Below are 23,375 nucleotides of genomic sequence, written 5' to 3' on the forward strand. Positions count from 1 at the left end.
TCCGGAGCTTCGCGACCCCATGGCCGCCCAATATGCATTCGTCATGAAAGGCATGACCAAGAGCTTTCCCGGCGCACAAAAGCCGGTGCTGAGCAACATCAACCTGCAATTCTACCACGGTGCGAAGATCGGCATCGTTGGTCCCAACGGCGCCGGCAAGTCGACGCTGATGAAGATCATGGCCGGTATCGACAAGGAATTTATGGGCGAGGCCTGGCCGGGCGAGAATATCACCGTGGGCTACCTGCCCCAGGAACCGGAACTCGACCCCACCAAGACCGTGCTGGAAAACGTCAAGGACGGCGCGCGGGAAATCGCCGACATGGTCGACCGCTTCAACGCCATCTCGGCCGAGATGGGCGACCCCAAGGAAGATACCGACTTCGACGGGCTGATGGAGGAAATGGGCACGCTCCAGGAGAAGATCGACGCAGTCGACGGCTGGACGCTCGACAACCAGCTCGAGATCGCGATGGAAGCGTTGCGCTGTCCTCCCGGCGACTGGCCGGTGGGCGACCTGTCCGGAGGTGAAAAGCGCCGCGTCGCGCTGACCCGGTTGTTGATCCAGAAACCGTCGATCCTACTGCTCGACGAACCGACCAACCACCTCGATGCGGAAAGCGTGCAGTGGCTGGAAAATCACCTCAAGGAATATGCCGGCGCGGTGCTGATGATCACCCACGATCGCTACTTCCTCGACAATGTCGTGGAGTGGATCCTGGAGCTCGATCGCGGTTCTTATTATCCTTATGAAGGAAACTACTCCACCTACCTGGAAAAGAAGGCAAAACGCCTCGACCAGGAAGCGCGGGAGGAAAGTGGGAAGCAGAAGGCGCTGGCCCGGGAACTGGAGTGGATCCGGCAGACCCCGGCAGCGCGCCAGTCCAAGTCGAAGGCACGTATTCGCAAGTTCGAGCAACTCCAGGATGCCCAAGACGATCGCAAGCCAGGCAAGGCCCAGATCGTGATCCAGGTCCCCGAGCGGCTGGGCGGCAAGGTCATCGAGGTCAACGGCATCAGCAAGGCCTATGGCGACAAGCTGCTGTTCGAGGACCTGAGCTTCACGCTGCCTCCGGGGGGCATTGTCGGCGTGATCGGCCCGAACGGCGCCGGCAAGTCGACGTTGTTCCGGATCCTGACGGGCAAGGAACAGCCGGACAGTGGCAGTGTCGACATCGGCGATACGGTCCGACTGGGGTTCGTCGACCAGAGCCGCGACCACCTCAATCCGAAGCACAATGTCTGGGAAGAGATCTCGGACGGGCTCGATTATATGAAGGTCAATGGTCACGACGTGTCGACCCGGGCCTATGTCGGAGCGTTCAACTTCAAGGGCCAGGACCAGCAGAAAAACGTCGGCAAGCTGTCGGGCGGTGAGCGCAACCGCGTTCATATGGCCAAGATGCTGAAGGAGGGCGGCAACGTCCTGCTTCTCGACGAACCTACCAACGACCTCGACGTCGAGACGCTAGGTGCCCTTGAAGAGGCGATTGAAAACTTCGCGGGTTGCGCGGTGGTAATCAGCCACGACCGCTTCTTCCTCGATCGTCTCGCGACCCACATCTTGGCCTTCGAGGGCGACAGCCACGTCGAATGGTTCGAAGGCAATTTTGAAAGCTATGAGGAAGACAAGCGTCGCCGCCTGGGGCCGGAAGCGGATCGTCCACACCGGATGAGCTACAAGAAGCTTACGCGTTAGCGGCTGCCAGTGCCTCGGCATTGCGGTCGCAGCCGTCCGCCATTCGGCGAATCATGGCGGCCGCTTCTCGGTCGCTGATGGCATCCGCAACCTTGCGGTAATGGCTGGCCTGGGCGGCCAGGGCAGGGATTTGCTCCTCGCTCACGTCGACCAACATGTTGATCCCGCCGATCAACTTGCCGTTGGCGTCGTACAAGGGTGTCGGATAGGGTTGGAAAGCGCGACGACGCCCATCGGGGCGCAGCGCGATCGCGATCTCGCCGCGAACTTCCCGGCGCTCCTTGAGCGCGACGGCCATCGGACAGGAATCGTGCGGTAGGTGGTCGTCGGCCACCGTATGCAGGCGCCATGTAACGCACCACTGGTCGCGGCCCGTTGCCGGCGTACGGCCGGCAAAGTCTGCACAGGCCTTGTTCCAATAGCGCAGAACGCCGTCGGCATCGGTCATGTAAGCGGGGTAGGGGAGCGAATCGATCGCCTCCTGGCAATCGACGGCCTCACCCTGCAGGGCCGCGATAACCCTGTCATATAAAGAGGCAATCTCGTCTGCCGCGGACATCAGGGCTTAGCCGTACATCTCACCGTGGACAAACACCCAGACTCCATTCCAGTTCCTCCGGCCGGTTTTTTGCTTCGCGAGTGTGGCCCGCCCACCACTGCGGTCATCGCAGCCGCTTCACCATCATTCGGCCGTCCTCACCCATCTTGGTCCCGAAGTTGGGGACTGCCTTGATAAGGTCGCTAAGCCGATTGAAGCCGTAATTGCGGACCGCAAAGCTCGATACCGCCTTGGCCCGCTGTCCCATTTCGGACAGCGACGCATAGCCTTCGTCGTCCCGTTTCGAAGCCTTGAATGCCGCGCCAAGCACTTGCAGCAGCTCGGAATCGATCGCCCGCTGCCCTTCGGCGGGAGGAAAGGCCTCCAGCGCATCCTCCTTGTCGTTGGTCAGCGCAGCGACGTCGAAAAACCGGGTGCATGCCTGCTTGAAGCTGGCGGGGGTCTTGGCGGTTCCGAACCCGTAGACGGGGAGGCCGTCCTCGCGAATCCGCTGTGCCAGCGGGAGAAAGTCCGAGTCCGACGACATGATCCCGAAGCCGTCGACATGGCCGCGATAGAGAAGGTCCATGGCGTCGATGGTCATTCGCATATCGGTCGAGCTCTTGCCCTTCACGACGTCGAATTGCTGCATCGGCACGATCGAATGAAGGCCGGTCAGCGCGCCCCAGCCTTTCAGCGAGGTCTTGGCCCAGTTGCCATATGCGCGGCGGATGTTGATCGTGCCAAGCTCACCCAACACCAGGAGCACCTCGTCGAGGTGATCGGGTGACGCATTATCGGCATCGATCAACAACGCGATGTTCAGTTCCGTTTCAATGTCATCATTGCGGCTCGTCATCGACTATTGGCTCCCGTTGGCCGCATCTTCCGCAACGGGAACGGAACGAATTCGGCTTTAACTCGTCATACCCTTACTTGGGCGGGGATGTGTACAGGAGGAACGGAAGTTATGAAACGCATTGTACTGGCCTCGACCCTTGCGGCGAGCCTTTCGCTGGGAGCCTGCGCGAGCAATCCCTACGGCTACAACGATCGCTACAATAACCAGACCAACCGCGCTGTTACAGGTGCGGCGATCGGTGGCGCTGCCGGCGCTGTGGCCGGTGCCGTTCTTCCTGGCGTCAATCCGGTAACCGGTGCCGTTGTCGGCGCGGTTCTGGGCGGCGTGGCCGGCGCGGTCATCAAGGGTAAGCAATATTACCGCGATACCCGCGGCTATTGCTACTACGTCGATCAGAACGGAAACCCGATCTACGACTATAACGTTCGCTGCTAGCCGCCTGGCAGCATCGGCTTAGACGGGGCGGAAGCGATCTTCCGCCTCGTCGAGCAGCCAAAGTTCGCCATCCCGAATGGAAAAGTGACAGCCGAGGACCTTGAGGGTCCCGGCTTTTTCGCGTTCTGCCACGAACGGGAAGGTCCTGAGGTTGGCAAGACTCTGCCGGATGCCGACTTCTTCAAGGATCCGCTGGGCGTCGTCACCCGTGCCATGTTCGCGAGCGATTTCGGCTGCTGGACCATCGATCTGGCTCATCCACCGATGAACGAATCCGCCTTCGCCGGCCGGCGCGCCGTGGAAACAGCCGGTCAACGCCGCGGTGATGCCACCGCACCGCTCGTGCCCCATGACGATGACTTCCGGTACCTTGAGCTGGGTCACCGCAAATTCCAGCGCCGCGGAGACACCATGCCTGCCCGCGCCGGTTTCATAGGGCGGGACCAGGTTGGCCACGTTGCGGACAACGAAGATCTCGCCGGGATCGGTGTCGAAGATGGTCGCCGGGTCAGCCCGGCTGTCGCAGCAAGCGATAATGATTGCGCGGGGCGACTGGCCGGTTGCCAATTCTTGCCAGCGGTCTCGGGCCGTTTCGAACTTGTTCGAACGAAACCGCCGGTACCCTTCCAAAAGATTGCCAAAGCCCTTCATCGACATCCCCTTTCTGCTCCAGCGCGTTAGTCAGCAAGGGCAGGGGTGGCAAGGACGAGTTCAAATCGCTATCTGGCCGCCATGAACGCACCGCTTCCCACCCCGCCACGGCAGCGCAAACCCGACTGGATTCGGGTCAAGGCCCCGGTAAGCGAGGGCTATTCCGAGACGCGCAAGCTGATGCGTGAGCTGAACCTGGCGACCGTCTGCGAGGAAGCGGCTTGCCCGAATATCGGGGAATGCTGGACCAAGAAGCACGCCACGGTGATGATCCTCGGCGATACCTGCACCCGGGCCTGCGCATTCTGCAACGTCAAGACCGGGATGCCGCGCGCGGTTGATCCGCTGGAGCCCGAGCATGTCGCGATCGCCGCGGCCAAGCTGGGGCTGGAGCATATCGTCGTGACGTCGGTCGATCGTGACGACCTTCCTGACGGCGGAGCATCGCAGTTCGTCAAGGTGATCGAGGCCTTGCGCCGCGAAACGCCGAATACGACAATCGAGATCCTGACGCCTGACTTCCGCAACAAGCATGAAGCGGCGGTCGAGGCGATCGTCTCGGCCCGGCCCGATGTCTATAATCACAATCTTGAGACGGTGCCGAGGCTTTACCCGACCATCCGTCCCGGCGCCCGCTACTACGCCTCGCTGCGCCTGCTCGAACAGGTCAAGAAACTCGACCCGTCGATCTTCACCAAGTCGGGGATCATGGTCGGACTTGGCGAGCAGCGGCTCGAAGTTCACCAGGTAATGGACGACATGCGGTCGGCAGGAATCGATTTCCTGACCATGGGTCAATATCTCCAGCCGACACCCAAGCATGCGACGGTCGAGGAATTCGTCACGCCCGACGCGTTCAAGGCTTATGCGTCAATCGCCCGTGCCAAGGGATTTCTGCTGGTCGCGGCGTCGCCGCTGACCCGGTCGAGCTATCATGCCGGCGACGATTTCCAGAAGATGCAGGCCGCTCGCCATGCGCAGCTGGCGCGGGCAGGGGCCGTCCGCGCCTGATGCCTCGGCACAGCGAGACGCGTTTCCTGCCTTATACGCCCGAACAATTGTTCGAGCTGGTAGCCGACGTCGGCCGCTATGACGAATTTCTGCCTTGGGTCAGCGCGGTACGCATCCGCTCCAACAGCGAGACGGAGATGGTCGCGGACCTGATCGTCGGTTTCAACGCCTTCAAGGAGCGCTTCACCAGCCGGGTGACCAAGCAACGGCCAAGCCAGGTCTGCGTCGATTATATCGAAGGTCCGCTCAAATATCTGAAGAACGAGTGGCGGTTCGACCCGGCCGAAGGCGGCACCAACGTCTATTTCTCGGTAGATTTTGCATTCCGCTCGCGGCTGTTCGAGACGCTGGCCGGCCAGATGTTCGACCGTGCGCTGCGCCGGATGACCGGTGCATTTGAACAGCGCGCCGCGGCGCTTTACGGCATCAACAGCTCCAGCGCACAAAGCGCCGCCTGACGGCGAATTCCCGACCGGCCCTCGGCTGCATCGAAGAGTTTTTGGTCGGCAATGACCTCGTCGGGGCTCGACGCCCGGTCCGCACGGGCGAATACCACCGTCCCGACTGGCTTCTGCTCGGTGCCGCCGTCCGGTCCCGCAATTCCGGTTATCGCGACCGCGACGTCCGCACCCGAGACCTCTAACGCGCCCTGCGCCATTGCCCAGGCTGTGGCGACGCTGACAGCGCCAAATGTTTCGACGACGTCCAGGCTGACCTTGAGTTCGCTCATCTTGGCCGAGTTGGAATAGGTGACGTAACCCGCCTCGAACACTTCCGAAGACCCGGCAATTTCGGTCAGGGCCGCGCTCACCAGTCCACCCGTGCAGCTTTCCGCTACTGCGATCCGCCGGCCCGCCTTGCGATTGGCCTCGATGACCTGGCGCGCCTGGTCGACCAGCTCGGCGGGAAGAAGATATTGGGTCATGGCTTGGCGCCTAGCCGGACGGTCGCAACAGCCTGCGCCGCAACACCCTCGCGCCGCCCCGTGAAGCCAAGCATCTCAGTCGTCGTGGCCTTGATGCTGACGCAGGACGGATCGAGGTCGAGGATCTCGGCGATCTTTGATCGCATCGCCTCGCGATGCGGCCCGAGCTTGGGTTCCTCACAGATCAGCGTGCAGTCGATGAAATCGATGATGCCGCCGTCTGCGCGGATCAACGACGCGGCATGAGCGAGGAAAATGTCGCTGCTGGCGCCTTTCCATTGCGGGTCGGATGGCGGGAAATGCTGGCCGATATCGCCCAATGCTGCAGCGCCCAGCAGGGCATCGGTAATGGCATGAAGAACGACATCGGCATCGCTGTGCCCGGCGAGGCCTCGGGGGTGCGCAATGGCAATCCCGCCAATCATGACCGGGCCTTCTCCGCCAAAGGCGTGAACATCGAAACCTAGCCCGGTCCTGCTGATCATCTGTGCTGCCTGCAATGCCTCCGCCCGTCGCCAATCCGCGTCCGTCGTCAATTTTTCCAGTGATGGATCGCCCTCCACCGTTAGCACCTTTAGCCCCGCCGCGACCATCACCGAGCTTTCGTCAGTCGCCGCCGCGCCGCCGGCTTCGTCCATCGCATAGCGCAAATCCTCGGCATGAAAGGCTTGCGGGGTCTGGACGCGGAGCATCCCGCTGCGCTCGACCATGGCATCAAGACGCCCTCGGCCGCGGGCCAGCGTGTCCGCCAAGGGCAGTACCGGGACAGCGCCGTCGCCCTGGCGGAGGGCATCGAGCAGCCGGTCAACAACTTCGGGCGGGCAGAAGGGGCGGGCGGCATCGTGAACGAGGACAATCCCTTCCGCGACAGCGTCCAGTCCCGCACGAACGCTGTCCGCCCGGTCGGCTCCTCCGACGATCAATTCGCCGCAGTCACGTCCCGCAAGGGCTTCACGGGCCAATTCGAGCTGGTCGGGCGCAACAATCACCCGGACCGATGTCACGCGCGGGTGTGACGCCAGTGCGTCAAAGGCGTGCGCGAGGACTGTTTTTCCTCCAATCCGCCGAAATTGTTTGGGCACATCGCCGCCCATCCGGGTACCGCTCCCGGCGGCGACAATCAGGGCTGTAACGGTCATGGTGAGCGCGCCTTGCCGCAACCGCGATGCTCCTGTAAAGGCGCGCCTTCCCATGAGCCTTGTAAAGCCCATCTCGGTCGGACCGGTGACCATCGACGCGCCCGTCATCCTGGCGCCGATGACTGGCGTCACCGACCTGCCGTTCCGAAAGATCGTCAAGCGCTACGGTGCGGGACTAACGGTCAGCGAGATGATCGCCAGCCAGGCGATGATCCGCGAGACCCGCCAGTCGCTGCAGAAGGCTACGTGGGATCCCAGCGAAGAGCCGGTCTCGCTGCAGCTGGCCGGCTGCGCGCCCCGGGAGATGGCCGAGGCGGCGAAGCTCAATGAGCAACGGGGCGCAGCCATCATCGACATCAACATGGGCTGCCCGGTGAAGAAGGTCGTCAACGGCGATGCCGGCTCGGCGCTGATGCGAGACTTGCCCCTGGCCGCATCGATCATCGAGGCAACGGTGAAGGCGGTGAAGGTGCCCGTCACGCTGAAAATGCGGATGGGCTGGTGCCATGATAGCCTCAACGCACCAGAGCTGGCGCGGATTGCCGAAGAGCTGGGCATTCACATGATCACCGTCCACGGCCGTACCCGCAACCAGATGTACAAGGGATCGGCTGACTGGGCCTTCGTCCGCCGGGTCAAGGATGCAACGCGCCTGCCGGTGATCGTCAACGGCGACATTTGCAGCCGTGAGGACGCGCGGACCGCGCTTGAGCAGTCCGGCGCCGACGGGGTGATGATCGGGCGCGGGGCCTATGGCAAGCCATGGCTTCTTGGCCAGGTGATGGCCGACCTCACAGCGCAAGGAGACCGTCCCAGCCCGTCGATGGACGAGCAACTGGCGACCATCCTCGAACAATATGATGCGATGCAGTCGCTGTACGGGGTCCAGACCGGCGTCAACCTCGCTCGCAAACATATCGGCTGGTACACCAAGGGCATCCCAGGTTCCGCCGAATTTCGAAACAAGGTCAACACGCAAGACGATCCGAACACCGTCAAAGCGATGCTGAAGGACTTCTACGCGCCCTGGCTCGCGCGGTCTGCGGCCTGACCCGATAAACTGTGTTCTTTATGCAACGCGACCATGCTACGCCGAGCGGAGCATGGATGCGCAAGTGGCCGATTCCGATCTGACAGATCCCCCCCGACTACGCTGGCTGGCGAAGGAAATCGCAAGCGGCCGCGTCTACGACTGGGCGACAATCGCCAGCGGTGTAGTGTTGGCCGGGATGCTGATCCTCAGCATCAACATTCTCAACCGCGACGCCGCCCCGGGATCGATGCTGACGCCGCCGCAAATCGCGCTGCTGCTCATCGCCAACCTCATCCCCGCCATTGCCCTGATGGTCTTGCTGTCCCGGCGCATTGCCCGCGCCCGGGTTGCTGCCCGCGCGATCGGCACCGGCCAGCTTCATACAAGGCTGGTCGCGTTGTTCTCGGTCATCGCGGCAGTGCCGACGGTGATCGTCGCCATCTTCGCGTCATTGCTGCTGCAATCGGGCCTTGAATTCTGGTTCAGCGACCGAGCCAAGGGCATGTTGGAAAACACCGTCCAGCTGGCGCAATCGACCTATGACCGGGAGGTGGGGCGCGTGGCCGAACAAGCCCTGCCGATGGCCGCCGACATCGGCCGGGAGATCGTCGCACTACCGCAGGATTCCCCGCGGCTTGAAGAGTTCATTGCCTACAACACCTATTTGCGAAGCCTCAATGAGGCGGCGCTGATCACGGTCGGCCAGAACGGGCAGATGACCGTGCTGCGGGGGGTGAATTATTACGATGGTCTGATCGACCCGTCGCAGGTTGCGGCGGCCCTGGCGCAGCTCAAGGGCAGTGCCGAAGCAGCGGAAGTGCTCACGCCGGGGCGGATCGCGGTGCTGACGCCGGTCGATCCATCGCGCGGTATCTATTTGTTCGTCGCGCGCCAGGTCGATGACGATTTCCGCGACCAGATCAAAAGCGCGAACGACGTACTAACCGATTATCGCGAGTTGCTGGAGCGTAGCCGGGCTAACCAGCTCAAATTCAACGCGGCGCTGCTGGCCGGCGCCCTGCTGATCGTTGCACTGGCGATTTTCACGGCGCTGAAGCTGGCTGACCGGCTGCTTCGCCCGGTCGAGGATCTTGTTGAGGCTGCCGGAAGGATCGAGGGAGGCGATTTCACCGCCCGCGTCGCTTCCACCGGGCCGGCCAATGACGAAATCGCGATGCTGGGTACAGCCTTCAACCGAATGACAGGTCGCCTCCAGGAGCAAACGGGCGCCCTGCTGGCGGCAAATGAGCAGCTTGATACTCGCCGTGCCTTCATCGAGGCCGTGCTGTCCAGCGTGACTGCTGGCGTGATTGCGGTCGACGCGGGTGGCAGGGTGCTTTTGACCAACCGATCGGCCGAAACGCTGCTGCGCCACGGCGACGAGGGCATCGAGGGGAAGGAACTTGGCGATGTATCGAGCGAACTCGCCGAATTCCTGGTCGGCGACGCGCGCGATGCCAATGTCTTGGTCAATTCTTCCGAGGGTCAGCGGACCCTGGCGGTGAAGCGGATGCGCTACGCCGACGGGTCGGTGCTGACGTTCGATGACATTACCGAACAGTTGAGCGACCAGCGCCGGGCAGCATGGTCCGACATCGCCCGTCGGATCGCCCACGAGATCAAGAATCCGCTAACTCCGATCCAGCTCGCCGCGGAGCGACTCCAGCGTCGCTATGGCACGGAAGTGACATCAGACCCCGAAACCTTCGGCCGCCTGACCGACACGATCGTTCGGCAGGTCGGCGACTTGCGGCGCATGGTCGACGAATTCTCCAACTTCGCGCGGATGCCCAAGCCGGTGTTCCGCGAGGAAAATATTCACGACATTGCGCGTGCGGCCTTGTTCCTGCACGAAGTGGCGCATCCCGGGATCAACTTCAGCCTCGTGCCCCCGACGGGCGACATTCGCCTTGTCTGCGATCGTCGCCAGCTTGGCCAGGCGCTTACAAACATCGTGAAGAACGCCGTCGAAGCGATTGAATCGCGCCGTAATCGTGGCGAACAGAATGATGATGGCGATCGTATCGAACTGACGCTTTGCCGGGATACCGAGCAGCTGGTTATCGAACTGACCGACACAGGCATTGGCTTGCCCCAGGAGCGCGAGCGGCTGACCGAGCCATATATGACGACCAGGGTGCGAGGTACCGGGCTCGGATTGGCGATCGTCAAGAAGATTGTCGAGGAACATCTCGGCGAGATCGCGTTTCTGGATAGGCCGGGTGGGGGGACGCGCGTTCGAATCGCGCTCGACGCCGACCGCTTGGCCGCAATGGCGACCGAAGAACCCCGTCCGGCTGCACGGCCGGGTGACGATTTTGAGTATGATGAGGAGGAGCCGGGCTGATGGCGCTCGAAGTGCTGGTAGTCGATGACGAAGCCGATATCCGCGAACTTGTCGCGGGTGTGCTGGAGGACGAAGGCTACTCGGTCCGATCGGCAGCCGATAGCAGCAGTGCGATCGAGGCAATTGACGACCGGCGGCCGAGCCTCGTTTTGCTCGACGTCTGGTTGCAGGGCTCGAAGCTGGACGGGTTGCAATTGCTCGAACAGATCAAGCGGCGGGATCCGACTTTACCGGTGCTGATGATTTCCGGACATGGCAATCTCGACACGGCAGTGGCGGCGATCCGTGAAGGCGCGGTCGATTTCATCGAAAAGCCGTTCAAGGCAGACCGCTTGCTCCATTTGGTAGGAAGGGCGACCGAGACTGATCGGTTGCGCCGGGAAGTGGCCAACCTTCGCCATCAGTTGGGACCGGATGACCAGCTCGATGGCACCTCGGTCGCGATCAACACCGTTCGCGCGACATTGAAGCGGGTGGCGCCGACGGGAAGCAGGGTGATGATCACTGGCCCCGCTGGTGTCGGCAAGGAAATCGCCGCCAGGATGATCCATAACTGGAGCCCGCGCGCCAACGCGCCATTTATCGTCGTATCCGCGGCGATGATGAGCCCGGAGCGGGTCGAAGAGGAATTGTTCGGAAGCGAGCAGAATGGCGTTTCCCGCCCCGGCCTGCTGGAGCAGGCGCACGGCGGCACGCTATTCCTCGATGAAATCGCCGACATGCCGATTACCACCCAGGGCAAGATCCTGCGGGTCCTGACCGACCAGAGTTACACTCGGGTCGGCGGCCAGCGGGCGGTCAAAGTCGATGTCCGGGTTTTGTCGGCGACCTCGCGCGAATTGGCCGACGAGATCGCAGCGGGCCGGTTCCGCGAAGATCTTTATTACCGGCTCAACGTCGTACCCGTGCGTATCCCGGCACTTCGGGACCGGCGGGAGGACATTCCGGAGCTCGTCGATCATTTCCTGGCGCGCTTTGCGGCCGAACGCCGCATCCAGACGCCTGAATTGTCGAAAGACGCGCTGGCTGCGCTGCAAGCCCATGACTGGCCCGGCAATGTCCGCCAGCTGCGGAATATCATCGAGCGGACGCTGATTTTGGCGCCGGGCGACCGGGTTGGCTGCATCGAGGTCGACCTCCTTCCGTCCGAAGTCATCGAATCGCAGGGTGCGGCGGGACTTGGCACGGCTTCTATGACGATCATGGGCTCGCCCCTTCGGGAGGCCCGCGAAAGTTTCGAACGCGAGTATCTCAAGGTCCAGATCCGGCGGTTCTCCGGTAATATTTCGCGAACCGCCTCCTTCATCGGCATGGAACGATCGGCGTTGCACCGGAAGCTCAAGGCGCTCGGCCTTGGCGATAAGCGGGACGAGGACTAGGCGAACCGAATGGCCGAAAAGACGATCAGCCTGCAGGACCAGTTTCTCAACTCGATCCGCAAGGCCAAAACCCCCGCGACGATTTTCCTCGTCAAGGGCGTGAAGCTGCAGGGGATCGTAACCTGGTTCGATTCCTTTTCGCTGCTGCTGCGCCGCGATGGCAATTCGCAGCTGGTCTACAAGCACGGCATTTCGACCATCATGCCGGCTCAGCCGCCGGCGGATCTAAATCTCGAGGGGGAAGGGGGCAGCCAGTCCCAACGGCGACCGGTATTGCAGGACCTGTTTCTCAATGCGGCAAAGCGCGAGCATGAACCGATGACGATGTTCTTGGTTAATGGCGTGATGCTGCAGGGATCCGTCGCCGCGTTCGATCAATTCTCGCTGCTCCTGGAGCGCGGCGGCCAGGTCCAGCTGGTCTACAAACATGCCATTTCCACAATGCAGCCGACGCAGCCGCTGCAATTGGGCGGTCAGGACAGCCGGGAGGAAGAAGACTGAGCGTTTTTAATCGCGGCGACGACGGCGGTATCGGCCGGGGCGAACGCGCCCTGCTGATTGTTCCCGATCGCGCCGGCCATGCCGGACTGAGGTCCATCGAAGCACGGATCGAAGAAGCCGCAGGGCTGGCGATGGCAATCGGAATCGATGTCGTCGCGCGGCGGTCCTACCGTGTCCGCCAGCCGCGGCCTTCGAGCCTGCTTGGTAAAGGTCAGGTCGAAGAGATCGCCGAAATCGCCGAGCAGCATGAGGCCCGGTTGCTGATCGTCGACGCAGCGCTGAGCCCCGTCCAGCAAAAGACGCTGGAGGAAGAGACCAAATGCAAGGTGATCGACCGAACCGGACTGATCCTCGAGATCTTCGGCGAACGGGCAGCGACCGCAGAAGGCCGCCTGCAGGTAGAACTCGCACACCTCGATTACCAGGCTGGCCGCCTGGTGCGAAGCTGGACCCACCTTGAGCGCCAGCGAGGCGGTTTCGGTTTCCTCGGCGGCCCCGGCGAAACACAGATTGAAGCCGACCGCCGAATGATCCGCGATCGCATGGCGCGAATCCGCCGAGAACTTGAGCAAGTGCGGCGCACTCGCGGGTTGCATCGTGATCGCCGGCAAAAGGCGCCCTGGCCCGTCATCGCCTTGGTCGGCTACACAAACGCCGGCAAATCGACGCTGTTCAACCGCATGACCCAGGCGTCGGTGATGGCCGAAGACCTGCTGTTCGCAACGCTCGACCCGACCATGCGCCAGGTGAAAATCCCGGGGTTCGACCGGGCCATCCTGTCGGACACGGTGGGATTTGTATCGGATTTGCCAACCGAGCTGGTGGCGGCCTTTCGAGCGACATTGGAAGAAGTGTCCGCGGCGGATCTCATTCTCCATGTCCGGGACATCGCCCATGAAGACAGCGACGCCCAGGCTGCCGATGTCGAAGCGGTCCTGGCCGCGCTTGGCCTCGGCGAAGAGGACTCTCCTCCGAGGATCGAAGTCTGGAACAAGCTCGACCTTATCGAACAGCCAGAACGTGGCGAGATCCTCGGCGAAGCACAGCGCCGCATTGACGTCATTGCCATTTCGGCTCTGACCGGCGAGGGGATCGATCAATTGCGCGAGGCGGTCGCGGCCGAGCTCCACGCCGGAGGGCAGACTCGCCGAATCCGGCTAAATGCAGGTGACGGGCCAAGGATCGCCTGGCTCCATGCGCGCGGCGAAATCCTTGAGCAGCAAATGGACGGCGACCAGCTACACCTTGCGGTAAAGCTGAGCCCCGAGAACTGGGCCCGGTTCGATCGGCTTTAAGCCTTCTTGGCGGCCTGCCAGCGCTCTTCCATCTCCATCAGGTTCAGTTCGGAAAAGCCCGGTTCCTGCTCAATCATTCGGAACCGTCGCTCAAATTTCTTATTGGCTTTGCGAAGAGCTTCTTCCGGCTCGATCTTCAGATGACGTGCGAAGTTCACAACCGCGAATAGAAGGTCACCAACTTCTTCTTCGATCTGATCGACGGGCGCCTGGGCAATTTCCTCCAGTTCCTCGAGGATCTTCGCCTTTGGCCCTTCGATGTCGGGCCAATCAAAACCGACCCTCGCTGCCCGTTTCTGCAACTTTGCGGCCCGCTCCAATGCGGGGAGGGCGCTCGCAACGCCCGCAAGCGCGCTTTTATCGGCGCTACCGGCACGTTCCTCGGCCTTGATCGCCTCCCACAAGTGATGACCGCCATCCTTGGCATCGCCAAAGATGTGGGGATGACGGCGTTCCAGCTTGTCCGAAATGCGGTCCAGCACGTCCTTGAGGCTGAAATGCCCGGCTTCCTCGGCCATCTGGGCATGGAAGACGACCTGCAGCTGCAGATCGCCAAGCTCGTCGACAAGCGCGTCCATATCGCCGCGATCGATCGCGTCAGCGACCTCGTAAGCCTCTTCGATCGTGAACGGCGCGATGGTCGCGAAATTCTGGGCGCGATCCCATTCGCAGCCATTCTGGGGATCGCGCAGCCTGGCCATGATCGTCGAAAGGCGTTCAAGATTCATCGGGCATCCATTCCTTCACGCGAAAAGCTCGTTGGGGGGCCTCATCGATGACTTGGTGAGAGATATCACCTGACCATATCTGTTGGCGCAAAGCTGTGAAGTCCCATTTTGCGCAAAGTTCAAATGTCACTCGGACGGCCACTTTTCTCCTCGACGTCGGAGGCCAGTGCCTGTGCCAAAGAAGCACTCAAAGCTTTCCGCAACGACAAGAACTTCAGTGCTTATTTCCACAGGTGGAAACAAAAGAGTGGACTGGCTGGAGATGGCGCGGGGCGGAGAAACGGTGATTTGGGAGACGAGGACATGCTAGAGGCGTACGAAGATTGGATCGCAGACGGGAGGCCAGCTCGGAAATAGATGGCTGATATTGTGTACCTTGATCAGGATGATCCGCGGCCCGAAGGCGGCGAGGAAGAACCGTGGCTATTTATCGATGAGCGAGAAGGGAAATATTTCGGTTCTGGTGGCGCATGGAGAGAATCTGGGGAGTGGGTTGGTTACGGCTCACTTGAGGAGAATGATGTGAGCTTGGAGCGCGCTCTGCAAGCGGCGCAGCGGTGGGCAGGACGCTTTAATGTCGAAACAATTTACGTATTTTTGAAAAGATAGACTGCGCGTTTTCCATCTCATAACCGATCAGCTTGTAGTTGCTGGAATACGATCCTTCGACAGACAGTCGCGCCGGGGTGGTCCATTCGACCTCGCCGAGGCGGCTAATGCGCATCACTTGGCCGGAGTTGACGGGGATACCGACAGGGTCAGGGGTCTCTACGCTGAGCCAATCAACCATGATGCTCGGGCGCTCCGTGGTCATTTTTGGCCAACATTCGCATGGTTATTATCCCTGCGAATTCCAAAGGCTCGTCGATCATTCAGAGGGGAATAGCACGAAACTCCCCGTGAGTATGATAATAAGTATTATGTAAAACAGTGGCTGGGTCGATCGGTCTAGGCCCCCCTAGCTTTCCAGGATCAGCCAACGCCCTTCGACCCCCCACCGGCGCAAGGTAGACAGATAGTTCATCCCAAGAACGTTCAGATCCTCGTGATCCGAAATATGCAGTCCGACATCGGCGCGGCTGATGTCCCCGATGGCAAGGCTGTCGGCTCTTCCGGTCGCTACGCGAAGCATCCCGTTGCCGGTCCGCACGACCTGGTCGCGGTTGGGATTGACCGATACCCCCGCCGCAGCGGCCGTTCCGCGGCCGACCGTCGTCATCGTGGCACCGCTATCGACCAGGAATTTGACGGGTTGGCCATTCAACCGGCCCTCGACCCAGAAATGGCCGTCGATCGCCATGGGTATGCGAAGTTCTCCACTTTCGACGACTACTGGCGCGCCGGTGGCTTCTGCCTTGATCCGCTGTGCGACATAGCCAAGGTCGTCCCGGAATGTGAACAATATGAAGCCGGCGCCGAAAATCAGAACCCACGCCAAGGCAATCGTTGCGAGCTTTGCGAACCGTTCCCGCCGGGCAATCAGCGAACCGCCAACCAGCATCAGCGCGATCATGATGTAGAGGCTGCCCAGCATCCAGTCGTTGGTCACAAGTTCAGCTCCTGGCCGTCAAAGGCTGGCGCCGCCCAGTCCGGCAGTTCGGCTGCGAGGGTCGCATAATCCATGCTATTGTCGAGATGGGTCAGCAGCAACTGGCCGACCCCAAGGTCCCGCGCCCAGCCCAGCACGGCATCGAGGTGCGCGTGCGTCGGGTGCGGCGTCCGCCGCAAACAGTCGCACAACCAGATGTCGAGACCATCATATATGCTTGCCATGTCGGGGGTTAAGGCATGAAAATCAATAGCATAGCCGAACGACTTGCCATGTTGATCGACGCGCATCCCGAGTGACGTGATCCCCCCATGGGGCTGGTCGACAAACATGATCAGCGCATCCTCGACCGGCAGGGCCTGGTCGATTTCGACGGCATCAAGCACCGAGGGATAAAGCGGGTTTCCATTGAATGCATAGGCAAAGCGGTTGCGAAGCCGTCTCAAGGTCTCGGCCCGTGCATGAAGCGGGACCTGGCGCCCAAGCGTCTGTGACACCACCCGCAATTCATCGATCCCGTGGCAATGATCGGCATGATCGTGGGTAACGATAACCCGGTCGATCGTCGCGACGTCGGCATCGAGCAATTGTTGCCTGAGGTCCGGCCCGCAATCGACCAGTACATGTTCGCTCCCCGTGTCCAGCAAGATGGACGAGCGCGTTCGGCGATTGCGCGGGTCGGCCGGATCGCACCGCCCCCAGTCATTGCCGATCCTCGGGACGCCGGTCGAAGTCCCACAGCCGAGGACCCTGATCTTCATGCGGCCTTGGCGAAGAGCTTGAAGAAATTTGCGGACGTCGCCGCCGCCAGCTCGTCGAGCGGCTCATCGCGGAGATCGGACAGAAATGCCGCCGTATCAGCGACAAAGGCCGGCTCGCACGCCTTTCCGCGATGCGGAACCGGCGCCAGGAAGGGAGAATCGGTTTCGACCAGCAAGCGGTCCTGCGGGATCAGTTTCGCGGTTTCCTGGAGATCGCGGGCATTCTTGAAGGTCACGATACCCGAGATCGAGATGTAGAAACCGAGATCGAGCGCGCTACGGGCAAGCGTTTCGCTACCGGTGAAGCAATGGAGAACGCCCGTAACGCCTCCCTTCCCCACTTCTCGAGTCAGCATCTGCGTCGTGTCATCCTCGGCATCGCGGGTATGGACGACCAGTGGCAGACCAGTGGCCCGCGCCGCCTCGATATGTGCCTGGAACCGTTCGCGTTGCGCCACGCGATCGGACTTGTCGTAGTAATAATCGAGGCCGCATTCGCCGATGGCTACCACCCGTGGGTGGGAAGCTGCCTCGACCAGCATCGCGGCACCAAGATCGGGGTGGGCATCGGCCTCATGGGGATGAACACCCACGGTCGCCCAGACGTCATCATTGTGCTCGGCGGCGCTGATCACCGCACCCCACTCCTTCTGACGGGTCGAAATGTTGAGAAATCCGCGAACACCGCGTTGGCGGGCGGCCGCCAGCACCTCGTCCTGGCGCTCGACGAGACCCTCGTAATTCAGGTGGCAGTGGCTGTCGATCAGGGTCATCCCGCGGCCTCTCCTTCGATGTCGAGCTCCAGCCTCGGAAAGATCGGCATTGGCTGCTCGATGGGCGTTCCGTCTCCTCCACAATCAATCAGGGCAATCAGGCGGGCCGCAGAAGCCGGGATAACGGGCTCCACCGCCGCGGCGAGCGTGCGAACCGCCTTGATCAGGGTACCGAGCACGGCGGCCATCCGCTTCGGATCGCTCTTCTTGAGCGCCCATGGTGCCTGCACGTCGACGTACGCGTTGCAGGCGAATACCGCACCCATCCAGGCCTCTAGGCCGGTCGAAAAGGAAAAACGGTCGAATTCCTCCTCGAGTGTTGCACAGGCAGCGTCGACCTGATCGAGAAGCGCGCGGTCCTCGGGCGCTTCGCCTGCTGGCGGAATAACCCCGTCCAGGTTCTTGAAAACCATGGACAAGCTGCGCTGAGCGAGGTTGCCGAAGCTGTTTGCTAATTCGCTGTTGGCGCGATTGACGATGGCCTCCGGCGAATAGCTCCCGTCCTGGCCGAAACTGATCTCGCGAAGCAGGAAATAGCGGAGCTGGTCGACCCCGAAACGGCCGGCAAGCTCCATCGGGTCGACGACATTGCCAAGCGATTTCGACATTTTCTCGCCGCGCGCGAGGAGGAATCCGTGACCGAACACCTGTTTTGGCAGCGGCAGCTTCGCCGACATCAGGAAGGCGGGCCAATATACGGTGTGGAAGCGAACGATATCTTTCCCGATCAGGTGGACATCGGCTGGCCAGTATCGCGCCCAATCCCCTTCCCGGTCGGGGAAACCCACACCGGTCATGTAGGTCGTCAGCGCGTCGACCCAGACATACATGACATGTCCATCGCTACCTGGCACCGGCACCCCCCAATCGAAACTGGTGCGCGACACGCTCAGGTCCTTGAGCCCGCCCTCGACGAAGCGGATCACTTCGTTGCGACGGCTTTCAGGACGGATGAAGTCGGGATTTTCCCGGTAGAGCTCAAGCAGCTGGTCCTGATATTTTGAAAGGCGGAAGAACCAGGTTTCCTCCTTGGTCCATTCGACTGGCGTTCCTTGCGGCGAAAGCTTCGTCCCGCCTTCCCCCTCGACCAGCTCGCTTTCATCGTAAAAGGCTTCGTCGCGGATGGAATACCAGCCCTCGTACCGGTCGAGATACAGGTCATCCGCCGCTTCCATCGCCTGCCACATGACCTTGCTGGCTTCGTAATGGCGCGGTTCCGTGGTTCGGACGAATGCGTCATAACTGATATTAAGGCCGTCACACATCCTACGGAAATAACCGGACATTTCATCGGCATATTCCAAAGTCTCTCGGCCATGCCCACGGGCAGTCTGGACCATCTTGAGCCCATGTTCATCGGTGCCGGTCACCAGCCGGACGTCGCGCCCCTGGCCGCGGCGGAAACGGGCCATGGCATCGGCGGCAATCGCTTCATAGGCGTGGCCGATATGCGGTTTACCGTTGGGATAGCTGATGGCGGTGGTGATATAATAGGGTTCGGACATCGTCCTAGCCCCTAGCGAGCCGCCCTTAGCGGGGCAAGGCGACCGAGGAGAGGATCGTGCCGAGCTGGAAAATGGTCGCGCCTGGATCAAGCGACAGCCGGGGCGCCAGCACAGCGGTCTCGCGCGCCTTGGCGTATGCGTCCAGGGCCCGGCCGCGCTGTTCGCCAGTCATCGCCAATGCTTCGCGCGCAATCACCGAAGGCACGAGGTCGAGAAATGCGGCATAGCGGTCGGCGGCGCCCTTGCCGCCTAGACTGGTCGCAAGTTTGGCCCGCCGCATATTGTCCGCATCGCCTTGCCTGAGGATCGCCTCGATTTCTGCTTCTAGCGGCGCGAGATCGAGCTCGGCAATCGCCAGGGCGCGACCGACCGACCCCCCTGCAAGCTGCGCCATGCGCTGGATGTCGGCGATATTTTTCTCGGGACAACAACGACTTAACAATGACGTCATGGCGTCATCGGCAATGGCTGCAAAATCGAGCCTGCGGCACCGCGACCGGATCGTCGGCAGCAACCTGCCCGGAGCATGGCTGACCAGGAAAAAGACGGTATTAGCCGGCGGCTCCTCCAGCATCTTGAGCAGGGCGTTGGCGGCCGAGGCTTCAAGGTCGTCAGCCGCATCAATAACGATGGCGCGCCATGGGCTCATCGAGGGTGTGACGGACAGGAGATCCCCGAGTGAGCGGATCTGGTCGACGCTGATGTTACGCGCGAGGCCGCCAGCAGGCCTTTCAAGCCGCTGCAGCCAGCGAAAGTCGGGATGACTGCCCGCGGCGAGAAGCCGGGCAATCGGATGTTCTGTCGGGGTTAGCGGCATCGGCTGGTCGACTAGCGGGCCGGCAGCATCGGCGAGTACCCGCGTTGCCGCCATTCGTGCGAAACAGGCCTTGCCCACGCCGCGCGGCCCGGCAAGCAGCCAGGCATGGTGCAGGCGGCGATGCTCCCATGCGGCTGCGAAGCGGTCGACCGCGCGGTCCTGTCCGATGATCATGATATGAGGTCGCCCAGCGTGTAGAGCAGGCGGGCGGTGACAGTGGCTGCCGACCCGCTGGCGTCGACCAGCTTTACGCGGTCTCCCTCGCGCTCGGCCATGGCCCGGAACCCCGCCTCGACCGCGGCATGATAACTGGGCGGGCGCGAACCGATCCGATCGCCGAGATGGCCGTCGCGCGCCCTTGCCCGCAGCGCACCTTCGGATTCGTCGAGGACCAACACCAGCGTCCGGTCCGGCAGAAAGTCGAGGCTGCCGAACCGATGCAAATCGCGCACCGCCTCGATCCCCAGCCCGCCGGCCTCGCCTTGATAGGCAAGACTGCTGTCGAGGAACCTGTCACTCAACACCCACTCGCCCTTTTCAAGCGCCGGCTTGATCGTCTTCTCGACATGGTCGCTGCGCGCGGCCGCAAAGAGCAAGGCCTCAGCGCGCGGATTCCAGCGGGTTTCCTCGCCTTCCAGAAGCAGGCGGCGGATGGCCTCTGCGCCAGGGCTGCCGCCTGGCTCGCGCGTGACCAACGCCGTCAGCCCTCGCCCACGTAGCGCTTCGGCCAACGCGGCGAGCTGGGTCGACTTGCCGACCCCTTCCCCACCTTCGAGACTGATGAAGCGCCCCCGCGCCATGTGCTAGGCCATGCCCAGCATTTGCTTGAGGCCGATCCATGCCCGCGTGAAGAAGCCGGCTTCCTCGACCGCGTCGGCTGCCACAAGCGGCATGACCTGTTCGCCGTCAGGCATGGCCACAACCAGGTCGGCGATATGCTGGCCCTTGGCGATCGGCGCCTTGACCGGCCCCTGATAACGGATCTTCATTGCCCCGACCTTGGACAAAATGCCGGCCGGGATGGTCAGTGCCAGGTCGCGCGGCGCGACCAGGGCAACCTCGTCATCCCCACCCAGCTGGACCTTGGCGGTGCCGACATTGGTTCCAGCCTTGAACAGCGGCTTTAGCTGCCAAGCGTTGAAACCCCATTGCATCAACCGAACCGATTCCTCGATCCGCTGGTTGAAACTCGTCAGGCCCGCGACCACCATCACGAGACGGCGGCCGTTCTGTTCGGCCGAGCCGGTGAAGCCATAACCCGCCTCCTCGGTGTGGCCGGTCTTCAGTCCATCCGCTCCAGGGACCCGGCCGAGGAGCGGATTGCGATTGCCCTGGGTGATCGCCTGCCCCGATCCCAGGGTCTTGCCCCAGGTGAAGCTGGGCTGGCCATAGAATTGCTTGTAGAGCTTGGGATGGTTGAGGATTTCCGCGCGGGCCAGAGTCGCCAGGTCGCGGGCGGTGACATAGGTCCGTCCCTCGTCCGGCCAGCCGTTGCTATTGCCAAAGCGGCTATTGCTCAGTCCCAGCCGGCGCGCGTGATCGTTCATCACCGCGACGAACGCCTCTTCGGTCCCGGCGATGCATTCGGCCAGCACCACCGAGGCATCGTTGCCCGATAGCGTCACGATGCCATGCAGCAGATTCTCGACGCTGACCTGCTCTCCGGGCGACAGGAACATCGTCGACCCGGCCTTCGGCCCGTGCCAGCGCTGCCATGTCTCCGGCCGTACAGTGCACATCTTGTCGAGTGCCAGGTCGCCCTTCTTGATCAACTCAAAAGCGACATTCGTCGTCATCATCTTGGCCATCGACGCCGGCGGCATGCGGCGGTCGGCGTCCTTCGACAACAGCACCGCACCGCTGTTCAGGTCGATCAGAAATGCGACCGGAGCGGGAGTATCGAACGGGGGAGCCTTGGCCGGTGCCGCGGAGGCAAGCATCAGGGACGAGGCGGTGAGCAGCAGGCCGGCGCGAATCATGGGACTAACTGTAACTCCGGATGAGAGGGTAAACGCAGCGCTTCGTCTAACGCGGTCGGGACCTAATCGCCAGCGATCGCGTCACCCAGCAGGCCGACCGATAGCGCGTAGAAATTCGAACAGTTATAATCGAGGATCGCCCGGTAGTTGGTGGTCAGCAGATAGGCCGTCGCATTCGGCCCGTCGGGCTCGATCAACGTCGCCATTTCATGATCAGGCAGGCTACGCCGCGTCGGCATGACGCCAAGCGCTCTCCACTCGCGAACCGTCTTCCACTGGCTATGCCTGCGGTACACCGCTTCGCAGCGCGGGGCCTTCAGCCGACTGACGATAGCTGCCCGGTTGAGGGTCGATGGCACGCGCACCGGGATGCCCCAGTGAAGATCCGGCTTCCAGCCGGCATCGCGCAGGTAATTGGCGATCGATGCCAGACCGTCGAGTTCGTTCGACCAGATGTTGGCATAGCCGTCGCCGTCGCCGTCGACCGCCAGGCGCAAGACATTGGTGGGCATGAACTGCGGATATCCGGTTGCACCCGCCCAGCTACCCTTGAGGCGCGAGCGCGAAGTCCCGCGATCCAGCAGCTTCAGGGCCGCAACGAACTCCTCTTCAAAAAATTCGCGGCGGCGGCCCTCATAGGCAAGGGTTGCGAGCACATCGACCAGGTCGAAATTGCCAGTCACCGAACCATAGCTGGTCTCATGACCGTAAATCGCCATCAGGATCTGGGGCTCGACGCCAAACCTTCGCTCAATCTGCAAAAGGCGCGCATAATGGGAGCGATACCGGGTACGCCCGCGCTGGATCAGTGCCGAGTTGACATGTTTGGCCTTGTAGGGGGCGAACGGCGGGATCGCATTGGGATTGCTCGCTCCACCCGGCTGGGCACGGTCGAGCCGGATCGCCGTGCTGTTGAGGCGAAGGTAGGGAATGGTCGCCTGGATGGTGGCTTCGCGAACGCCGGCAAGCCGGGCCTTGTAGGCCAAGGTCTCCCGATAGCCGTCGAACCCGCTCGCAGCCTGCTGGACTGGTGCGCGCAGGACTTGCTGGGCAGGCGCACTGGCGGCCTGCTGCGCCGGCGCGCCGGTAGGCTGCTGGGCCGGCAAGGGAGCCAGCGGGTCGGACTGGGCGCTCGCAGGCGTCGCAAGTGCTCCCGTCAGAATGAATGCCCAGCCTAGTCTCATGCCTGCTCCTCGTTGATCCGGCATGAAGCTAGCCGTCTTGTGCCAGTCAGCCCAATAGGTTCATCCCGCCGCTTGCACAGCCCATCGTCGTCGCTTAGGCGACCCAAGGTGAAGCTCGCATGACTGACATGCGGAGAGGTGGCCGAGTGGTTTAAGGCAGCGGTCTTGAAAACCGCCGTGGGTGCAAGCTCACCGTGGGTTCGAATCCCACCCTCTCCGCCACTTTCCTCCCCCTTCCCCCATTCGTCGCTCAATCGAAACGTT

At 62.1% G+C, this 23,375-nt stretch carries 24 protein-coding genes and 1 tRNA gene; 11 read left to right on the forward strand and 14 right to left on the reverse strand.

Annotated elements, in window-relative coordinates; translation table 11 throughout:
* Nucleotides 1–19 precede the first annotated feature (19 nt).
* Complete coding sequence (gene ettA / locus FMM02_RS00595) at nucleotides 20–1,699, forward strand: energy-dependent translational throttle protein EttA (protein WP_147493051.1); 1,680 nt, start codon at nucleotides 20–22, stop codon at nucleotides 1,697–1,699.
* Here ettA and FMM02_RS00600 read toward each other — a convergent pair.
* Nucleotides 1,689–2,258 carry a PAS domain-containing protein gene (locus FMM02_RS00600; RefSeq protein ID WP_147493052.1) on the reverse strand — a complete coding sequence of 190 codons (570 nt, stop codon included), beginning with the start codon at nucleotides 2,256–2,258 and terminating at the stop codon, nucleotides 1,689–1,691. The genes ettA and FMM02_RS00600 overlap by 11 nt on opposite strands.
* Nucleotides 2,259–2,361: 103 nt before the next feature.
* Nucleotides 2,362–3,096: an NYN domain-containing protein gene (locus FMM02_RS00605; RefSeq protein WP_147493053.1), complete on the reverse strand. Its 735-nt coding sequence runs from the start codon at nucleotides 3,094–3,096 to the stop codon at nucleotides 2,362–2,364.
* Between the two features lie 111 nt (nucleotides 3,097–3,207).
* Here FMM02_RS00605 and FMM02_RS00610 point away from each other — a divergent pair, with 111 nt between their 5' ends.
* Nucleotides 3,208–3,534 carry a YMGG-like glycine zipper-containing protein gene (locus FMM02_RS00610; RefSeq protein ID WP_147493054.1) on the forward strand — a complete coding sequence of 109 codons (327 nt, stop codon included), beginning with the start codon at nucleotides 3,208–3,210 and terminating at the stop codon, nucleotides 3,532–3,534.
* Nucleotides 3,535–3,552: 18 nt separating this feature from the next.
* Here FMM02_RS00610 and FMM02_RS00615 read toward each other — a convergent pair whose 3' ends face one another.
* A complete protein-coding gene (locus FMM02_RS00615; protein WP_147493055.1) occupies nucleotides 3,553–4,185 on the reverse strand; it encodes a carbonic anhydrase in 633 nt (210 codons plus the stop codon).
* An 81-nt stretch (nucleotides 4,186–4,266) separates the two neighbouring features.
* Between FMM02_RS00615 and lipA the strand changes: the two genes are divergently transcribed.
* Nucleotides 4,267–5,196, forward strand: a complete 930-nt coding sequence (lipA, locus tag FMM02_RS00620) for a lipoyl synthase (protein WP_147493056.1) — start codon at nucleotides 4,267–4,269, stop codon at nucleotides 5,194–5,196.
* Nucleotides 5,196–5,654 (forward strand): type II toxin-antitoxin system RatA family toxin, encoded by a 459-nt coding sequence (locus FMM02_RS00625; RefSeq protein ID WP_147493057.1) that lies wholly within the window; start codon nucleotides 5,196–5,198, stop codon nucleotides 5,652–5,654. The genes lipA and FMM02_RS00625 overlap by 1 nt, the downstream gene beginning before the upstream one ends.
* On the opposite strand, the gene FMM02_RS00630 is transcribed toward FMM02_RS00625, so the two are convergent.
* Nucleotides 5,615–6,121: a CinA family protein gene (locus tag FMM02_RS00630; protein ID WP_147493058.1), complete on the reverse strand. Its 507-nt coding sequence runs from the start codon at nucleotides 6,119–6,121 to the stop codon at nucleotides 5,615–5,617. The two genes, FMM02_RS00625 and FMM02_RS00630, sit on opposite strands and share 40 nt — an antisense overlap.
* On the reverse strand, nucleotides 6,118–7,260 hold the full coding sequence (locus FMM02_RS00635) for a bifunctional 2-C-methyl-D-erythritol 4-phosphate cytidylyltransferase/2-C-methyl-D-erythritol 2,4-cyclodiphosphate synthase (RefSeq protein ID WP_147493059.1): 1,143 nt from the start codon (nucleotides 7,258–7,260) through the stop codon (nucleotides 6,118–6,120). Before FMM02_RS00635 ends, FMM02_RS00630 begins: the two co-directional genes overlap by 4 nt.
* 52 nt (nucleotides 7,261–7,312) lie before the next feature.
* On the opposite strand from FMM02_RS00635, the gene dusB reads away from it, so the two are divergent.
* The 5 genes from dusB (at nucleotide 7,313) to hflX (ending at nucleotide 13,815) form a co-directional block, all read left to right on the forward strand.
* A complete protein-coding gene (dusB, locus tag FMM02_RS00640) occupies nucleotides 7,313–8,311 on the forward strand; it encodes a tRNA dihydrouridine synthase DusB (RefSeq protein WP_147493060.1) in 999 nt (332 codons plus the stop codon).
* Between the two features lie 64 nt (nucleotides 8,312–8,375).
* Nucleotides 8,376–10,640, forward strand: a complete 2,265-nt coding sequence (locus tag FMM02_RS00645; protein WP_187107796.1) for a sensor histidine kinase NtrY-like — start codon at nucleotides 8,376–8,378, stop codon at nucleotides 10,638–10,640.
* On the forward strand, nucleotides 10,640–12,019 hold the full coding sequence (ntrX, locus tag FMM02_RS00650) for a nitrogen assimilation response regulator NtrX (protein WP_147493062.1): 1,380 nt from the start codon (nucleotides 10,640–10,642) through the stop codon (nucleotides 12,017–12,019). The genes FMM02_RS00645 and ntrX overlap by 1 nt, the downstream gene beginning before the upstream one ends.
* Nucleotides 12,020–12,028: 9 nt before the next feature.
* A complete protein-coding gene (hfq, locus tag FMM02_RS00655; RefSeq protein WP_147493063.1) occupies nucleotides 12,029–12,520 on the forward strand; it encodes an RNA chaperone Hfq in 492 nt (163 codons plus the stop codon).
* Nucleotides 12,517–13,815 (forward strand): GTPase HflX, encoded by a 1,299-nt coding sequence (hflX, locus tag FMM02_RS00660; protein WP_147493064.1) that lies wholly within the window; start codon nucleotides 12,517–12,519, stop codon nucleotides 13,813–13,815. Before hfq ends, hflX begins: the two co-directional genes overlap by 4 nt.
* Here hflX and mazG read toward each other — a convergent pair.
* The gene (mazG, locus tag FMM02_RS00665) at nucleotides 13,812–14,543 is read right to left on the reverse strand and encodes a nucleoside triphosphate pyrophosphohydrolase (protein WP_147493065.1); all 732 of its coding nucleotides are present in this window, start codon (nucleotides 14,541–14,543) and stop codon (nucleotides 13,812–13,814) included. The two genes, hflX and mazG, sit on opposite strands and share 4 nt — an antisense overlap.
* 357 nt (nucleotides 14,544–14,900) lie before the next feature.
* Between mazG and FMM02_RS00670 the strand changes: the two genes are divergently transcribed.
* Nucleotides 14,901–15,152 (forward strand): hypothetical protein, encoded by a 252-nt coding sequence (locus FMM02_RS00670; RefSeq protein ID WP_147493066.1) that lies wholly within the window; start codon nucleotides 14,901–14,903, stop codon nucleotides 15,150–15,152.
* A gap of 349 nt (nucleotides 15,153–15,501) precedes the next feature.
* Here FMM02_RS00670 and FMM02_RS00680 read toward each other — a convergent pair whose 3' ends face one another.
* From FMM02_RS00680 to FMM02_RS00715, 8 genes are all read right to left on the reverse strand, one after another.
* Nucleotides 15,502–16,092: a retropepsin-like aspartic protease family protein gene (locus FMM02_RS00680; RefSeq protein WP_147493068.1), complete on the reverse strand. Its 591-nt coding sequence runs from the start codon at nucleotides 16,090–16,092 to the stop codon at nucleotides 15,502–15,504.
* Nucleotides 16,089–16,853: an MBL fold metallo-hydrolase gene (locus FMM02_RS00685; protein ID WP_147493069.1), complete on the reverse strand. Its 765-nt coding sequence runs from the start codon at nucleotides 16,851–16,853 to the stop codon at nucleotides 16,089–16,091. The genes FMM02_RS00680 and FMM02_RS00685 overlap by 4 nt, the downstream gene beginning before the upstream one ends.
* Nucleotides 16,850–17,626, reverse strand: a complete 777-nt coding sequence (locus FMM02_RS00690; RefSeq protein WP_147493070.1) for a TatD family hydrolase — start codon at nucleotides 17,624–17,626, stop codon at nucleotides 16,850–16,852. The genes FMM02_RS00685 and FMM02_RS00690 overlap by 4 nt, the downstream gene beginning before the upstream one ends.
* Nucleotides 17,623–19,131, reverse strand: coding sequence for a methionine--tRNA ligase (gene metG, locus FMM02_RS00695; RefSeq protein WP_147493071.1), 1,509 nt, complete (start codon nucleotides 19,129–19,131; stop codon nucleotides 17,623–17,625). Before metG ends, FMM02_RS00690 begins: the two co-directional genes overlap by 4 nt.
* Nucleotides 19,132–19,156: 25 nt before the next feature.
* The gene (locus FMM02_RS00700) at nucleotides 19,157–20,122 is read right to left on the reverse strand and encodes a DNA polymerase III subunit delta' (RefSeq protein WP_147493072.1); all 966 of its coding nucleotides are present in this window, start codon (nucleotides 20,120–20,122) and stop codon (nucleotides 19,157–19,159) included.
* Nucleotides 20,119–20,748 (reverse strand): dTMP kinase, encoded by a 630-nt coding sequence (tmk, locus tag FMM02_RS00705; RefSeq protein ID WP_147493073.1) that lies wholly within the window; start codon nucleotides 20,746–20,748, stop codon nucleotides 20,119–20,121. The genes FMM02_RS00700 and tmk overlap by 4 nt, the downstream gene beginning before the upstream one ends.
* A 3-nt stretch (nucleotides 20,749–20,751) precedes the next feature.
* Complete coding sequence (locus FMM02_RS00710) at nucleotides 20,752–21,927, reverse strand: D-alanyl-D-alanine carboxypeptidase family protein (protein WP_147493074.1); 1,176 nt, start codon at nucleotides 21,925–21,927, stop codon at nucleotides 20,752–20,754.
* A 62-nt stretch (nucleotides 21,928–21,989) separates the two neighbouring features.
* On the reverse strand, nucleotides 21,990–23,111 hold the full coding sequence (locus FMM02_RS00715; protein WP_147493075.1) for a lytic murein transglycosylase: 1,122 nt from the start codon (nucleotides 23,109–23,111) through the stop codon (nucleotides 21,990–21,992).
* 132 nt (nucleotides 23,112–23,243) lie between these two features.
* On the opposite strand from FMM02_RS00715, the gene FMM02_RS00720 reads away from it, so the two are divergent.
* A tRNA-Ser gene (locus tag FMM02_RS00720) sits at nucleotides 23,244–23,333 on the forward strand.
* Nucleotides 23,334–23,375 lie beyond the last annotated feature (42 nt).

Origin of the sequence: Sphingomonas xanthus (genome assembly GCF_007998985.1) — a bacterium.
Taxonomy (GTDB): domain Bacteria; phylum Pseudomonadota; class Alphaproteobacteria; order Sphingomonadales; family Sphingomonadaceae; genus Sphingomicrobium; species Sphingomicrobium xanthum.

Coding starts and splice junctions, on each gene's coding strand:
- FMM02_RS00690 (WP_147493070.1), bottom strand. CDS start 17,626: ATGACCCTGATCGACAGCCACTGCCACCTGAATTACGAGGGTCTCGTC.
- FMM02_RS00670 (WP_147493066.1), top strand. CDS start 14,901: ATGGCTGATATTGTGTACCTTGATCAGGATGATCCGCGGCCCGAAGGC.
- lipA (WP_147493056.1), top strand. CDS start 4,267: ATGAACGCACCGCTTCCCACCCCGCCACGGCAGCGCAAACCCGACTGG.
- ettA (WP_147493051.1), top strand. CDS start 20: ATGGCCGCCCAATATGCATTCGTCATGAAAGGCATGACCAAGAGCTTT.
- FMM02_RS00600 (WP_147493052.1), bottom strand. CDS start 2,258: ATGTCCGCGGCAGACGAGATTGCCTCTTTATATGACAGGGTTATCGCG.
- tmk (WP_147493073.1), bottom strand. CDS start 20,748: ATGGCGCGGGGGCGCTTCATCAGTCTCGAAGGTGGGGAAGGGGTCGGC.
- FMM02_RS00625 (WP_147493057.1), top strand. CDS start 5,196: ATGCCTCGGCACAGCGAGACGCGTTTCCTGCCTTATACGCCCGAACAA.
- FMM02_RS00635 (WP_147493059.1), bottom strand. CDS start 7,260: ATGACCGTTACAGCCCTGATTGTCGCCGCCGGGAGCGGTACCCGGATG.
- FMM02_RS00710 (WP_147493074.1), bottom strand. CDS start 21,927: ATGATTCGCGCCGGCCTGCTGCTCACCGCCTCGTCCCTGATGCTTGCC.
- FMM02_RS00610 (WP_147493054.1), top strand. CDS start 3,208: ATGAAACGCATTGTACTGGCCTCGACCCTTGCGGCGAGCCTTTCGCTG.
- FMM02_RS00605 (WP_147493053.1), bottom strand. CDS start 3,096: ATGACGAGCCGCAATGATGACATTGAAACGGAACTGAACATCGCGTTG.
- FMM02_RS00615 (WP_147493055.1), bottom strand. CDS start 4,185: ATGAAGGGCTTTGGCAATCTTTTGGAAGGGTACCGGCGGTTTCGTTCG.
- mazG (WP_147493065.1), bottom strand. CDS start 14,543: ATGAATCTTGAACGCCTTTCGACGATCATGGCCAGGCTGCGCGATCCC.
- dusB (WP_147493060.1), top strand. CDS start 7,313: ATGAGCCTTGTAAAGCCCATCTCGGTCGGACCGGTGACCATCGACGCG.
- FMM02_RS00715 (WP_147493075.1), bottom strand. CDS start 23,111: ATGAGACTAGGCTGGGCATTCATTCTGACGGGAGCACTTGCGACGCCT.
- FMM02_RS00685 (WP_147493069.1), bottom strand. CDS start 16,853: ATGAAGATCAGGGTCCTCGGCTGTGGGACTTCGACCGGCGTCCCGAGG.
- FMM02_RS00700 (WP_147493072.1), bottom strand. CDS start 20,122: ATGATCATCGGACAGGACCGCGCGGTCGACCGCTTCGCAGCCGCATGG.
- hfq (WP_147493063.1), top strand. CDS start 12,029: ATGGCCGAAAAGACGATCAGCCTGCAGGACCAGTTTCTCAACTCGATC.
- metG (WP_147493071.1), bottom strand. CDS start 19,131: ATGTCCGAACCCTATTATATCACCACCGCCATCAGCTATCCCAACGGT.
- ntrX (WP_147493062.1), top strand. CDS start 10,640: ATGGCGCTCGAAGTGCTGGTAGTCGATGACGAAGCCGATATCCGCGAA.
- FMM02_RS00630 (WP_147493058.1), bottom strand. CDS start 6,121: ATGACCCAATATCTTCTTCCCGCCGAGCTGGTCGACCAGGCGCGCCAG.